A 12,821-nucleotide genomic window follows, 5' to 3' on the forward strand; every position below is an offset into this window, starting at 1 on the left:
TGATGGGGCAGAGGGCGGATATCTCGGGCAATTGAAAGAAATACGTCAGCAAGTGGGGCCGGGATGGATGAAAGTGGTCATCTCGACGAAGTCGAGTATGCATTGCTCAACGCGTTGCAGATCGCGCCGCGCGCGCCGTGGAAACTCGTCGGCGAGGTCATCGGGGTGAGCCCGGTCACCGCCGCGCGCAGGTGGGAGCGGCTGATCGCGCAGGGGCACGCCTGGGTGACGGCGTACTGCGCCTCGCCGTTGATGCAGTCGTTGCCGTACGCGCTCGTCACCGTCACCTGTACGGCCGACAGCGTGTTGCGGGTCGGCCGGACGCTGCTCGACGACCCGCACGCGGTCACCGTCTCGCACACCGTCGGAACCTCGGATCTGGTTCTGGCGGTGTGGGTTTCGGACCTGAACATGCTGTCGCACTATCTGATGGCCCGGCTGGGCCCGGTACCCGGGGTGATCACCAGCCGAGTCTCGGTGGTCACCGAGATGTTCGCCGAGGGCAGCCGCTGGCGGCTGCGATCCCTCGACGCCGCCCAGCGGCGCGCGCTGACCGCGCCGCCGCGCCGGCCGCCGCGTCCGGCGTCGATACCCGGTGCGGGACCGGCACTGTCGCCGATCGACCGGGCGCTGATCCTGGCGCTCAGCCACGACGGCCGGGCCTCGTTCGACGAGCTGGCGGCGCGCACCCGGACCAGCACCAGCACCGTGCGGCGGCGGCTGAATCGGCACATCGACAGCGGCACACTCGCATTCCGGTGCGAACTGTCGCACATGGCGGCCGGGCGGCCGGTCGAGGCGACGCTGTGGATCGAGGTGCCGCCGCAGCAGTTGGCCGGCGCGGCAAGGGAACTGAATACGATTCCGCAGACCCGGATGTGCGCGGCGGTGATCGGGGGCGGCAATCTGGTGCTGACCGTCTGGCTCGGCTCGGTCACCGAACTGCAACCGCTGGAGATGCAGATCACCGTGGGAATTCCGGGGATTCGGATCACCGAGCGGTTGCTCACGCTGCGGCACCTGAAGTTGATGGGCCGGGTGCTCGACGACACCGGTCGTGCCGAACGCGCGGTGCCCATGGACATCTGGCGGGATCCCGGATCGCTGGGCGTCTCCGAGCCCGCCGCGGTGGCCGGCTGGGGGAAGTGACACGGCGGCTGTCACTTTCGGCCGGTGTCACTACGTCTTCCGTCGGTTCCGCGGGCCGTCGCGTCCTTCCTATTCTGGCCGTGGTCCCCACCCGGAAAGGCCGGATGATCATGACGGTTCGATCGACAACGACGACTTCCGCACCCACGACCACCGGGGGGAACGTGTTCGATTCCGTCGAGTCCACGGGGCACGAACAGGTGGTCTTCTGCCGCGATCCGGCCAGCGGCCTGCGCTCGATCATCGCGGTCCACGACACCACGCTGGGCCCGGGGATCGGCGGGGTCCGGATGTGGAACTATCCCGACGAACAGGCCGCGCTGACCGATGTGCTGCGGCTGTCGCAGGGCATGACGTACAAGGCGGCCATCGCGGGGGTGGATTTCGGCGGCGCCAAGAGCGTCATCCTCGGCGATCCGGGCAAGGACAAGACGGAGGCGCTGCTGCGGGCGCACGGCCGGTTCGTCCAGAGTCTCGGCGGCCGCTACATTCCCGGCGTCGATGTGGGGACCAGCCAGCCGGACATGGATGTGCTGGCGCTGGAGGCGAAGCGGGTCTTCGCCGGTGCGCAGGATCCGTCCCCGCTGACCGCGCTGGGGGTGCTGGAGGCGATCCGGGCGGCCGTCGCCGACGTGTTCGGTGCCGGCCCGCTCGCGGATCGGCATGTCGCCGTGCAGGGGGTCGGGCATGTCGGTGCGGCGCTGGTCCGGCTGCTGGCCGCCGAGGGCGCCCGGCTCACGATCACCGATATCGATCCCACCCGCGCCGCGCGGCTGGCCGGCGAGGTCGGGGCGACCGTGGTGGCGCCGGACCGGATCCTGGCGACGGAGTGCGACGTGCTGGCGCCGTGTGCGCTCGGCGCGGTGATCGACGACCACACGGTCCCGGCGTTGCGGTGCCGGATCCTGGCCGGCGGCGCGAACAACGTGCTGGCCCGGCCGCGGCACGCCGACGCGCTCGCCGCGGCCGGAATCCTGTTCGTACCCGACTATGTGGCGAATGCGGGCGGGCTGATCCTGCTGGTCGGCAACTGGCTGGGGCACGAGGCGCAGCGGACCCGGGCGAAGGTGCTGGCCGTCGGCGCGACCACCACGGCCGTCCTCGAGGTCGCGCGGGCGGACGGAACGAACACCCTGCGGGCCGCGGCCCGGATGGCCGAACAGCGGATCGAGGCACGCCGGGGCACAACTCCGGGTTTCGTGAATCCGGCATGACGCCGGGATCGGCCGGCGCGGTGGTCGATCGCCGGCGTCCGGGCTTCTTCGCGATCTGCCTCGGCAATTTCGTGATCATGCTCGACACCAATGTGGTGAATCTGGCGCTGCCGCACATCCGGTCGTCGCTCGGTGGCTCACTGGGCCTGCTGTTGTGGGTGGTCAACGGGTACACGCTGACGGTGGCCGCGCTGATCCTGCCCGGCGGCGCCACCGGCGATCGGCTGGGCGGCGGGCGGGCGTACCGGCTCGGCCTGATCGGCTTCGCGGCGGCCTCGGCGGCGTGCGGGCTGGCGCCGAATCTCGCTGCGCTGATCGGGTTCCGGGTGATCCAGGGGATGTTCGCGGCGGTGCTGCTGCCGTCGCTGCTGGCGCTGATCCCGAACCTGTTCCCCGAACCCGGGCCGCGGGCGCGCGCGGTGGCGCTGTGGGGCAGCACCGGGGCGGTGGCGCTGGCGGTCGGCCCGCTGGCCGCCGGGATCCTGATCGACAGTCTGGGCTGGCAGGCCATCTTCTTCGTGAACGTGCCGATCTGTGTGGGGGTGTACTTCCTCGCTCGCTGGGCCGTCCCGGACCTGCCGGGCTCGGTGGAGGCGGCGTTCGACGTGCCGGGGCAGGTGCTGGCGATCCTCGCCATGGGCGCGTGGGCGTTCGTGCTGACGGAGGGATCCACGTTCGGCTGGACCGCGCCGGCGATCCTGTGCGCCGGGGTGGTCGGCCTGCTGGTGGCGCCGGCGTTCGTGCTGGTGCAGACGCGCGGCCGGAATCCGCTGATCCCGCCGCGGTTGTTCGCCGACCGCGATTTCACGATCGGGACCATCGCGGGACCGGTGTTCCAGTTCGTGTATTTCGGTGCGCTGTTCCTGCTTCCGCTGTATCTGCAATCGGTGCACCGGACCGGCGCACTGGCCGCGGGTGTGCAACTGCTGCCCCTCACCGTGGCCACGGCGCTGGCGCCGCCGCTGCTGACCGGTCGTCTGATGATCCGGTTCGGGCTGCGCGGACCGGTGTTGCTCGCGACGTTGTTCGGCGTCCCGGGTTTCCTGCTGATGTGGTGGTGCGACGGCTCGTCCCGGTACTGGGTGCTGGGAGCGGCGCTGGCGATGCAGGGGATGTGGAGCGGGCTGGCGCTGCCGCCGATCGCCGCGCTGGCGGTGACCGGTCCGCCGCCGGACCTCGCCGGTACCGCCAGCGGGGTGTTCAACGCCGGCCGTCAGTTCGGGGGTGTGCTGGGGGTGGCGGTGCTCGGCACCGTGGCAGCGGCGGCGCCCTCGATCGTCGGCGGGATGCACGCGGCCATGGCCGTCGCCGCCGCCGGTGTGCTCGTCGTCGCGGCGGTGGTGCGGTCGGCGCCGCATGCCCGCGCCGCGCGGCGCGACCCGTGACGACGGCGGCAAGATCGTTGCCGCGGAAGGGATTCCGAGCTCGCCTGCCGGAACGTACGGCCCGCGGGCTCGTTCGCGCGCACATAGCACACGTCGCCGCACAGCGGAAACGGGTGCGGCTACAGGCGATTCGGCGCGGGTCTGTGGCCTGTTGCCGGGCGTCGGCGGTAGTGTCTGCCGGGTGACGACAGCACCCGAATCCGTCAGCACAGAGACTTCGCCCGCCACCACCGGAGCCGCCGCCGATTCCGCGCCGCTCGCGCCGGTCCGCCTAGCCAGCGTCGGCCGTCGCATCGCCGACGAGCTGAGCGTGCGGGAGGAGCAGGTACGCGCCGCGGTGGAGTTGCTCGACGGCGGGTCGACCGTGCCGTTCATCGCCCGGTACCGCAAGGAGGTCACCGGCGCCCTGGACGACGCGCAGCTGCGTCAGCTGGAGGAGCGCCTGCACTACCTGCGCGAACTCGACGAGCGCCGGGATTCGATCCTGGAGTCCATCCGCGGTCAGGGCAAGCTGGACGCGGCGCTGCAACAGCAGATCATGCTCGCCGAGACCAAGGCCCGGCTCGAGGACATCTACCTGCCCTACAAGCCGAAGCGCCGCACCAAGGCACAGATCGCCCGCGAGGCCGGGCACGAGCCGGTCGCCGACGCGTTGCTGGGCGACCCGACCACCGATCCCGCGCAGTACACCGCCGAGCAGCTCGACGGCGCCCGCGCGATCCTGGTCGAGCGCTTCGCCGAGGATGCCGACCTGGTCGGCGAACTGCGCGAGCTGATGTGGGGCCGTGGGCAGGTCAGCTCCAAGGTGCGGGCCGGCAAGGAGGAGTCCGGCGCCAAGTTCGCCGACTACTTCGACTTCAGCGAGCCGTTCACCAAGCTGCCCTCGCACCGCATCCTGGCGCTGCTGCGCGGTGAGAAGGAGGAGGTGCTCACCCTGCACCTCGAGCCCGACACCGAGGAGCCGGCCGACGGCGAGCGCACGATCTACGAGGGCCGCATCGCGCTGAAGTTCGACATCGCCGAGCGGGGCCGCGCCGCCGACACCTGGCTGCTGGACACCGTGCGCTGGGCTTGGCGGACCAAGTTGCAGGTCAGCCTCGGTATCGATACGCGCATGCGGCTGCGCCAGTCCGCCGAGAAGGACGCGGTCGACGTGTTCGCCACCAACCTGCGCGACCTGCTGCTGGCCGCCCCCGCCGGCACCCGCGCCACCATGGGCCTGGATCCGGGCTACCGCACCGGCGTCAAGGTGGCCGTGGTCGACGGCACCGGCAAGGTGGTCGCCACCGACACCATCTACCCGCACAAGCCGCACGGCCAGACCGAGAAGTCGCTGGCGGTGCTGGGCGCGCTGGTCGCCCGGTTCAGCGTCGAGCTGATCGCCATCGGCAACGGCACCGCCTCCCGCGAAACCGATACGCTGGCAACCGAACTCATCTCGCGCATTCCGGACAAGAAGCCCACCAAGGTCGTGGTGTCGGAGGCCGGCGCGTCGGTCTACTCCGCCTCCGCCTACGCCTCCGCGGAACTGCCCGAACTGGACGTGTCGCTGCGTGGCGCGGTGTCGATCGCCCGCCGCCTGCAGGATCCGCTGGCCGAGCTGGTGAAGATCGAGCCGAAGTCGATCGGCGTCGGCCAGTACCAGCACGACGTGTCGGAGACGCTGCTGGCCCGCTCGCTGGGCGCGGTGGTCGAGGATGCGGTGAACGCCGTCGGCGTCGACGTGAACACCGCCTCGGTGCCGCTGCTGTCGCGGGTGTCGGGCGTCTCCTCCTCGGTCGCGGAAAGTATTGTGGCGCACCGCGATCAGAACGGACCGTTCCGCAACCGCGCGGGCCTGAAGCAGGTGCCGCGCCTCGGCCCGAAGGCCTTCGAGCAGTGCGCGGGCTTCCTGCGCATCCGCGGCGGCGACGATCCGCTGGACACCTCCTCGGTGCACCCCGAGGCGTATCCGGTGGTCCGCCGCATCCTCGACGGCACCGGCACCGGCGTGGCCGAACTCATCGGCAACACGACCGTGCTGCGCTCGCTGCGCCCGGCCGAATTCACCGACGACAAGTTCGGTGTCCCCACGGTCACCGACATCATCGCGGAGTTGGAGAAGCCCGGCCGCGACCCCCGCCCGGAGTTCAAGACCGCCGAATTCGCCGCCGGCATCGAGAAGGTCGCCGACCTGAAGCCCGGCATGGTCCTGGAGGGCGTGGTCACCAACGTCGCCGCCTTCGGCGCCTTCGTCGACATCGGCGTCCACCAGGACGGCCTGGTGCACGTCTCCGCCATGTCGCACAACTTCGTTCGCGATCCGCGCGAGGTCGTGAAGTCCGGCGACGTGGTGAAGGTCAAGGTCCTCGAGGTCGACGTGGCCCGCCAGCGCATCGGCCTGTCGCTGCGCCTGGACGACGACCCCGCCGCCGGCAAGCCCGACAAGGGCGACGGCCGCGGCTCCGGCCAGCGCGGCGGCGGCAACCGCCAAGGTGGCGGTCAAGGTGGTCAGGGCGGACAGGGTGGTCAGAACCGCGGCAATCAGAACCGCGGCGGCAACCAGTCCCGCAACAACTCCCAGCGCCGCAACGCCCCGGAACCGACGGGCTCGATGGCGGACGCCCTGCGCCGCGCCGGCTTCGGCCGCTAGCCGACCCCGGCCGGCGCGCTCGGCGTCGGCCGGGAACTCCCACGCCGGGGGCATTCGTCACGGCCAGGCGATCGCCGAGTGCGTTGTGCATGTCCGAGTTCGGTACCGGTGCACCATCTTCGGCTCGATGTGGACTTTCGGCACCTCGGCGGTCGATGCCGCCGGCGCGTCGGCGAATTCGGCCGCCGAGGTGTGTGCGGTGATCGCGGTGGCGGTGCCACCTCGGTGCGGTGTGCGGGCCGGGGCTGTTGCCACCTGGCACGGGCGGATCGGAACCAGGACTGTCCAGTTGCGCTACTGGGCAACGGTTTCGGTCCGGCCCACTTGCAAGACGAGTTTGCCGTGTGCGTGGCCGGATAGGCTCAGCTTCGCGGCCGTGGCCCAGTCGGCCAGCGGGAAGGTGGCGGCCACCGGGATCGAGAAGTGGCCTGCGGCAGCGCGGTCGGCGTACTCGCCGAGGACGTCGGTGCGCAAGGCGGCTTTCGCGTCGTCGGCGTCGCCGAAGGCGAGGCGTACGCCCGTTTCGGCGGCTGCGGCGAAGTCGCTGAGGGTCAGGACGTGGTCGGGGGCCTCGACGGTCCGGATCAGCGCCGGGAGGGCATTGCTCGGGGGCGCGGTGTCGAGGACGAGATCGACGGGTCCGCCCGCCAGGTCGCGTACCCGGTCGGCGAGGCCGTCGCCGTAGCCGGTGACCTCGGCGCCCATGGCTCGGAGGGCGGGGCCGTAGGTGTCGCCCGCCGTGGCGAAGACGCGAGCTCCGCGCTCGAGGGCCATCTGCACCGCGGCGTATCCGACGGTGGTGCCCGCGCCGTGCACGAGCACGGTGCCGCCGTGGACGCCGAGCATGTCCAGACCGCGACAGGCCGTCTCGACGGCCATCGGCAGCGCGGCGGCCCGAACGGGGTCCAGGCCGGGTGGACGCGGGAACCAGATGTCGAGCAGGGCGTAGTCGGATGCGCCCGCGGTCGGCCCGGTGAAGGGCACGGGCCCGAACACCGGGTCGCCCGGTTCGGTGCCGGTCACCCCGGCGCCGAGGGCGTCGACGACACCGGCGACCTCGAGGCCGATGCCGCGCGGCAGGTCACCGGGGAACAGTCCGCCGCACAGGGCCCAGTCGGCCGGGGTGAGTCCGCAGGTCTGCACCGCGACGCGGATCTGTCCCGGTTCGGGTGCCGGTGGTTCGGCGTCCTCGAGGCGCAGGACGTCTGCCGGTGCTCCGTATTCGTGGAAGCGAAGGGTGCGCATGGGAGTCTCCTCGTGTGATGACAACAGATGCTGTCGTTACACACGGTAGCACTGTGACGACAGCATCTGCTGTCGCTAAGATCGCGGCATGGCACGGTGGGAAGGCAACGCCCGCGGTCGGCTGGAACGCGCGGCCCTGGACCTGTTCAGTGAACAGGGTTACGACCGCACCACGGTCGCGCAGATCGCGCAGCGCGCGAACCTCACCGAGCGGTCGTTCTACCGGTGGTTCGCCGACAAGCGCGAGGTGCTGTTCGGCGGCGGCGCGGATCTGGAGCAGCAGTTGGTCACCGCGATCGAGGCGGTTCCGGCGTCGACCGGTCCGCTGGCGGCGCTGCTGGCCGCGTACGGCACGGTGGGCGAGGTGCTGCGTCCGCGCGAATTCCTCCGCGAGCGCGCCGCGGTCATCGCCGCGAATCCGCCGTTGCAGGAACGCGAATTGATCAAACTGGCCTCGTTGTCCGAGGCGCTGATGGCCGCTCTGCGCCGCCGGGGTTGCGATCAGCAGACCGCCCGCCTGACCGTCGATGTCGCGGCCGCCGTCTACCGTCTCGCGGCCGAGCGATGGATGGTCGACGAGCGGGCCGACATCGCCGAGACGCTGTCCGCGAGCACGGCGGATCTGCTGGCCGTCACGGCGGGGACCGGCCCGGATGCCGTCGCGGGTCCGGTGGCGGACGGTTCGTGAACCCTGCGCGTTGCCCTGTTGCGCCGCTTCCCCTTTCGGCTGCGGCGGGATTCGATCGGGTGCGGGGCGCGCCGAGGTGGCGCCGCCGCTCGGGCGGAATCCGCCGGCGCCGGGTGCGGGGGATGTTGGGGCGGGGTTGGGCCGGGTGTTACGAAGGACGAGGAGAATCGGCGGGGGAGCGGCGCACGGTCCTCGCGGCGCGCGGGGAAATCGGTGACGGGGTCCGTGCTGATCGGGAGACTATGGGGTTATGGCTGGGTTGCGGCGGTGGCTCGACGAGTCCGTGATCGCGGACGGACGGCTGCCGTTGTTGTGCTTCCTGCTGGGATTCATCGGCGCGTTCCTGCTGATTCGGCTCAGCGTCCGGTTGATCCGCAAACGGGTGCGGTGGTGGCCCGGAAATCTGCGAGCGGGGGATGTGCACATCCACCACATGGTGTTCGGGGTGGTGCTGGTGCTGCTGTCCGGCATCGGGCTGGTGACGCTGTATCAGAGCAGTGTGGGCACCGTCAGCGCGCTGGCCGCGATGTTCGGGCTGGGTGCGGCGCTGGTGCTGGACGAGTTCGCCCTCATCTACTACCTGCGCGACGTCTACTGGGAGGAACAGGGCCGTACCTCGGTGGACGCGGTGTTCGTGGCGCTCGCGGTCACCGGGCTGCTGTTGCTGGGGTTCCATCCGCTGTGGCTGCTGGATCTCGGGGACATCCGGCACGACGGGAGTACCGCCGGACGGGTCTTCCTGGCGATCTTCTCGTTCGTGAATCTGGCGCTGGCGGCGATCGTCATCGTCAAGGGCAAGATCTGGACCGGGCTGTTCGGGATGTTCTTCCTGCCGCTGCTGGTCGTGGGCGCCCTGCGGCTGGCCCGGCCGGGCTCGCCGTGGGCCCGGTGGCGCTACGCCCGGCGGCTGAAGCTCATGCAGCGGTCGGTCCGGCGTGAGCGCCGGTACCGGCGGCCGGTCATCCGGGCGAAGATCTTCGTGCAGGATCTGATCGCCGGAAAACCGGACGTGGCGCATCTGCGGCGGGCGACGGAGGAGGAGTTGGCACGGACCGTGGTGCCCGCACCGCCGGCGCCGGTCGACGGGGGCCTGTTCCACCGGCGCGAGCCCGACCCGGTCTCCGGCCGCTCGGGGTGAGCCGCGGACCCGATTTTCCGGGGGCCGGAGCCGTCTGGCACAATACTCGGGTTGCCCTGGGTGAAGTAGGCCCAGCGCACCGCCCATGTCCGGAGCACGAACCGGCCGAGCACCAGCCGCCAGGTTCCTCTGTTCACGCGAACTTTCCAAAAGGACGGAAATGAACACCCTCGACTTCGTCGACGAATCGTCGCTGCGCAGCGACATCCCGGAATTCCGCCCGGGCGACACCGTCAATGTGCACGTGAAGGTCATCGAAGGTAACAAGGAGCGCGTCCAGGTCTTCAAGGGCGTCGTCATCCGGCGTCAGGGTGGCGGCATCCGCGAGACCTTCACGGTCCGCAAGGTGTCCTTCGGTGTCGGTGTCGAGCGCACCTTCCCGGTGCACAGCCCGAACATCGACCACCTCGATGTGGTGACCCGTGGCGATGTCCGCCGCGCCAAGCTGTACTACCTGCGCGATCTGCGCGGCAAGGCCGCCAAGATCAAGGAAAAGCGCTGACCCCGAAGTCGGCGCGGTGGCTTTGGCCGCCTCGGCCCCCGGTCCCTCGGACCGGGGGTTTTTGTTCGATGCCCCTGTGAGCCGGGGCGGCGGCGCTCAGGTAAGCGGGATAACCTGTTCGGCGTGGCAGACGAAAGCGGGTCGGTGACGGTGTCCGGAGCGGATGGCGAACGTGCGGGAAATGCCGGGCCGCGGCGGGCGCGGGGCAAGAAGGCCAAGAAACAGCGCCCGTTCTGGCAGGAGTTGCCGATCCTGATCGTCATCGCCGCCGTGATCGCGGCATTGGTGGTGACCTTCATCGGACGCCCGTATGTGATTCCGTCGCAATCGATGGAGCCGACCCTGCACGGCTGTTCCGGATGCACCGGCGACCGGATCTACGTCGAGAAGCTCAGCTACGACTTCGGCGATCCGAAGCCCGGCGACGTGGTCGTGTTCGTCGGCCCCAGCAATTCCTGGAACAAGGCATACCGCTCGAATCGATCCAGCAATGTGGCGGTGCGCGGGATCCAGAACTTCTTCTCCTTCTTCGGCCTGGTGCCGCCGGATGAGAACGACCTGGTCAAGCGGGTGATCGCGGTCGGCGGTCAGACCGTGCAGTGTTGCGATGCGCAGGGTCGCGTCCTCGTCGACGGCAAACCGCTCGACGAGCCCTACGCCCGCTACCTGTACCCGTATCAGCCGGGCCTGGCCTACGGCGTCAAGTCGGCCGCCGCGAACGGTGTGCTCATCAATCCGGCGGGCCGCGAATTCGGCCCGATCAAGGTGCCCGACGGCAACATCTGGGTGATGGGCGACAACCGCAACGAGTCCGCCGATTCGCGCGCCCACATCGATGACGAATTCTCCGGAACCGTGCCGGTCAAGGACATTCGGGGCAAGGCCGTGTTCAAGATCTGGCCGCCGGGACGGATCGGCCCGGTGCGGTCACAGAATCCCCAGTCGAACTGACCGCGGGCGGTCGCGCGATAATCGAACGATGGGTGCAGTGGGGCGGAGCCGGCCCGCAGCGCGTGGTGGCAGAGGCGCAGCCGGCAAGAGCGACACCGTGATTCGCGGCGGTGACTGGCCGCCACGGGTGGTCATGCGGCGCGCGAGCGGTCTGCGCACCCTGGAGGCCGCCCTGATCCGCAGCGGCCTCGGGCCCGTCGCCGGGGTCGACGAGGCCGGACGTGGTTGCTGCGCCGGGCCTTTGGTGGTGGCGGCCTGCCTGCTCGCGCCGAAGGCCTACGATTCCCTCGCGGGTCTCGACGATTCGAAGAAGCTCACCGAGGCCACCCGCGAGGAACTGTTCCCGATCATCAAGCGCCGGGCGCTGGCCTGGAGCGTGGTGGTGATCCCGGCGTGGGAGATCGACGCCATCGGCATCCACGTCGCGAACATCGAGGGCATGCGGCGGGCCGTCGCCGGGCTGGACCAGGTGCCCGGCTATGTTCTCACCGACGGTTTCCGGGTGCCGGGCATCCCGGTGCCCTCGCTGCCGGTGATCGGCGGCGACGCCTCGGCGGCCTGTATCGCCGCGGCCAGCATTCTCGCGAAGGTCACCCGCGACCGGATGCTGGTCGATCTGGATCGGCGACTGCCCGGTTACGGGTTCGCCGCCCACAAGGGGTACAACACCCCGGAACACCTTGCCGCACTCCGGCGGCTGGGTCCCAGCGACGAGCATCGGCGCTCGTGGCGCAACGTGCCGGACATGCCCGAATCGAGGCGACTGGCTACCGATACCGCGCATGCGCGATGATGTCAGCACACGCATTGCGGCGAGAAGGAGGATGTCCCACCCGATGAGCGCCGAGGACCTCGAGAAGTACGAAACCGAGATGGAACTTTCGCTGTATCGCGAATACAAGGACATCGTCGGTCAGTTCTCGTACGTGGTGGAAACCGAGCGCCGCTTCTACCTCGCCAATTCCGTCGAGCTGCGCCCTCAGAACGCCGATGGCGAGGTGTATTTCGAGGTGCGCATGTCGGATGCGTGGGTGTGGGACATGTATCGCCCGGCCCGTTTCGTGAAGCACGTCCGGGTGATCACGTTCAAGGACGTGAACATCGAGGAGCTGGAGAAGACCGACCTGCGGTTGCCGGAATAGCTGGTGAGGTCGAAAAGCCCGGTGTGTCCGGGCTATTCGGCCCAGGAGTAGAGGACCAGCGCGGCGCTGACGGCGCCCACCGCGGCGACGGCGACGGCGGCGGTGAGCGCCACAGTCGCCCGCACGTCCGGCGGCCCGCCGTCCCGGTACAGGCTCAGCATCCGCCCGCGCCACACACAGACCGCCGCGGCCACCAGCAGCGCCAGCACCGCCGCCAGGGGCACCAGGGTCGCCGGACGCCAGCCGCTGTCGAGGGCGGTGTGCAGGAGCAGCAGCGCGTTGGCCATCGCCGCCACGGCGGTCCGCCGCCACGCCAGCACCGTTCGCTCCGCCTGCAATCCGGGGTCGGCGGCATCGGCGGCCGTGGTGCTGCCCGCGGTCACGACAGCAGGACCCCGATCCCGGCCAGTGCCGCGACGACGGCGATACCCACCGCGAGGATCGGGACCATCATCGTGCGCGGCAGCCGTTCACCCCGGCGCATCGCCCGGTCGACGTGCCGCCAGCGCCCGTAGGCGCCGAGCGCGATGACGACCGACAGGACGATGCAACTGACCGCGATCGCCGCCCGCACCCCGTGATGCCGGAACGGCTGCACCAGTTGGTGGACGGCGACACCGCCGGCGAGCAGCCCGAGCGCGGTGCGGATCCAGGCGAGGAAGGTGCGTTCGTTGGCGAGTGTGAACCGGTAGTCCACCTCGGATTCGTCGCTGTCGGCCTCAGGGCCCATCACCGCATCCTCTCCGCGCCACCTCGATCCTCCCACTGTGCCGTC

Annotated in this window: 13 protein-coding genes; 10 read left to right on the plus strand and 3 right to left on the minus strand. The window is 70.2% G+C overall.

What is annotated here, in order from left to right; translation table 11 throughout:
- Window positions 1–63: 63 nt before the first annotated feature.
- The 4 genes from LBW94_RS17245 to LBW94_RS17260 all read left to right on the plus strand — a co-directional run bounded on the left by LBW94_RS17245 (window position 64) and on the right by LBW94_RS17260 (window position 6,380).
- Entirely contained in the window at window positions 64–1,149 is a 1,086-nt protein-coding gene (locus tag LBW94_RS17245; protein WP_225057608.1) for an Lrp/AsnC family transcriptional regulator, read from the plus strand.
- Between the two features lie 164 nt (window positions 1,150–1,313).
- The gene (locus tag LBW94_RS17250; RefSeq protein WP_225057607.1) at window positions 1,314–2,363 is read left to right on the plus strand and encodes a Glu/Leu/Phe/Val family dehydrogenase; all 1,050 of its coding nucleotides are present in this window, start codon (window positions 1,314–1,316) and stop codon (window positions 2,361–2,363) included.
- Window positions 2,360–3,748 (plus strand): DHA2 family efflux MFS transporter permease subunit, encoded by a 1,389-nt coding sequence (locus LBW94_RS17255; protein WP_225057606.1) that lies wholly within the window; start codon window positions 2,360–2,362, stop codon window positions 3,746–3,748. Before LBW94_RS17250 ends, LBW94_RS17255 begins: the two co-directional genes overlap by 4 nt.
- 292 nt (window positions 3,749–4,040) lie before the next feature.
- Entirely contained in the window at window positions 4,041–6,380 is a 2,340-nt protein-coding gene (locus LBW94_RS17260) for a Tex family protein (protein WP_225057688.1), read from the plus strand.
- 294 nt (window positions 6,381–6,674) lie between these two features.
- Here LBW94_RS17260 and LBW94_RS17265 read toward each other — a convergent pair whose 3' ends face one another.
- Window positions 6,675–7,625, minus strand: a complete 951-nt coding sequence (locus LBW94_RS17265; RefSeq protein WP_225057605.1) for an NADP-dependent oxidoreductase — start codon at window positions 7,623–7,625, stop codon at window positions 6,675–6,677.
- An 88-nt stretch (window positions 7,626–7,713) separates the two neighbouring features.
- On the opposite strand from LBW94_RS17265, the gene LBW94_RS17270 reads away from it, so the two are divergent.
- The 6 genes from LBW94_RS17270 (at window position 7,714) to LBW94_RS17295 (ending at window position 12,046) form a co-directional block, all read left to right on the plus strand.
- Window positions 7,714–8,313: a TetR/AcrR family transcriptional regulator gene (locus tag LBW94_RS17270; protein ID WP_225057604.1), complete on the plus strand. Its 600-nt coding sequence runs from the start codon at window positions 7,714–7,716 to the stop codon at window positions 8,311–8,313.
- Window positions 8,314–8,572: 259 nt separating this feature from the next.
- Window positions 8,573–9,451 carry a hypothetical protein gene (locus LBW94_RS17275; RefSeq protein ID WP_416276921.1) on the plus strand — a complete coding sequence of 293 codons (879 nt, stop codon included), beginning with the start codon at window positions 8,573–8,575 and terminating at the stop codon, window positions 9,449–9,451.
- A 160-nt stretch (window positions 9,452–9,611) separates the two neighbouring features.
- A complete protein-coding gene (gene rplS, locus LBW94_RS17280) occupies window positions 9,612–9,953 on the plus strand; it encodes a 50S ribosomal protein L19 (RefSeq protein WP_225057602.1) in 342 nt (113 codons plus the stop codon).
- Window positions 9,954–10,076: 123 nt separating this feature from the next.
- Window positions 10,077–10,904, plus strand: a complete 828-nt coding sequence (gene lepB / locus LBW94_RS17285) for a signal peptidase I (protein ID WP_416276907.1) — start codon at window positions 10,077–10,079, stop codon at window positions 10,902–10,904.
- A gap of 28 nt (window positions 10,905–10,932) precedes the next feature.
- Complete coding sequence (locus tag LBW94_RS17290; RefSeq protein WP_225057601.1) at window positions 10,933–11,697, plus strand: ribonuclease HII; 765 nt, start codon at window positions 10,933–10,935, stop codon at window positions 11,695–11,697.
- A gap of 43 nt (window positions 11,698–11,740) precedes the next feature.
- Entirely contained in the window at window positions 11,741–12,046 is a 306-nt protein-coding gene (locus tag LBW94_RS17295) for a DUF2469 domain-containing protein (protein ID WP_019929973.1), read from the plus strand.
- 32 nt (window positions 12,047–12,078) lie between these two features.
- Here LBW94_RS17295 and LBW94_RS17300 read toward each other — a convergent pair whose 3' ends face one another.
- Entirely contained in the window at window positions 12,079–12,429 is a 351-nt protein-coding gene (locus LBW94_RS17300; RefSeq protein WP_225057600.1) for a DUF202 domain-containing protein, read from the minus strand.
- Complete coding sequence (locus LBW94_RS17305) at window positions 12,426–12,776, minus strand: YidH family protein (RefSeq protein ID WP_225057599.1); 351 nt, start codon at window positions 12,774–12,776, stop codon at window positions 12,426–12,428. Before LBW94_RS17305 ends, LBW94_RS17300 begins: the two co-directional genes overlap by 4 nt.
- Between the last annotated feature and the right edge of the window lie 45 nt (window positions 12,777–12,821).

Origin of the sequence: Nocardia sp. alder85J (assembly GCF_020176955.2) — a bacterium.
In the GTDB taxonomy this organism is placed as follows: Bacteria; Actinomycetota; Actinomycetes; order Mycobacteriales; family Mycobacteriaceae; genus Nocardia.

What these genes read in the sequence shown, in the direction of transcription:
- LBW94_RS17245 (WP_225057608.1), top strand. Translation starts at nt 64, where the DNA reads ATGGATGAAAGTGGTCATCTCGACGAAGTCGAGTATGCATTGCTCAAC.
- LBW94_RS17255 (WP_225057606.1), top strand. Translation starts at nt 2,360, where the DNA reads ATGACGCCGGGATCGGCCGGCGCGGTGGTCGATCGCCGGCGTCCGGGC.
- LBW94_RS17265 (WP_225057605.1), bottom strand. Translation starts at nt 7,625, where the DNA reads ATGCGCACCCTTCGCTTCCACGAATACGGAGCACCGGCAGACGTCCTG.
- LBW94_RS17270 (WP_225057604.1), top strand. Translation starts at nt 7,714, where the DNA reads ATGGCACGGTGGGAAGGCAACGCCCGCGGTCGGCTGGAACGCGCGGCC.
- rplS (WP_225057602.1), top strand. Translation starts at nt 9,612, where the DNA reads ATGAACACCCTCGACTTCGTCGACGAATCGTCGCTGCGCAGCGACATC.
- LBW94_RS17290 (WP_225057601.1), top strand. Translation starts at nt 10,933, where the DNA reads ATGGGTGCAGTGGGGCGGAGCCGGCCCGCAGCGCGTGGTGGCAGAGGC.
- LBW94_RS17295 (WP_019929973.1), top strand. Translation starts at nt 11,741, where the DNA reads ATGAGCGCCGAGGACCTCGAGAAGTACGAAACCGAGATGGAACTTTCG.
- LBW94_RS17305 (WP_225057599.1), bottom strand. Translation starts at nt 12,776, where the DNA reads ATGGGCCCTGAGGCCGACAGCGACGAATCCGAGGTGGACTACCGGTTC.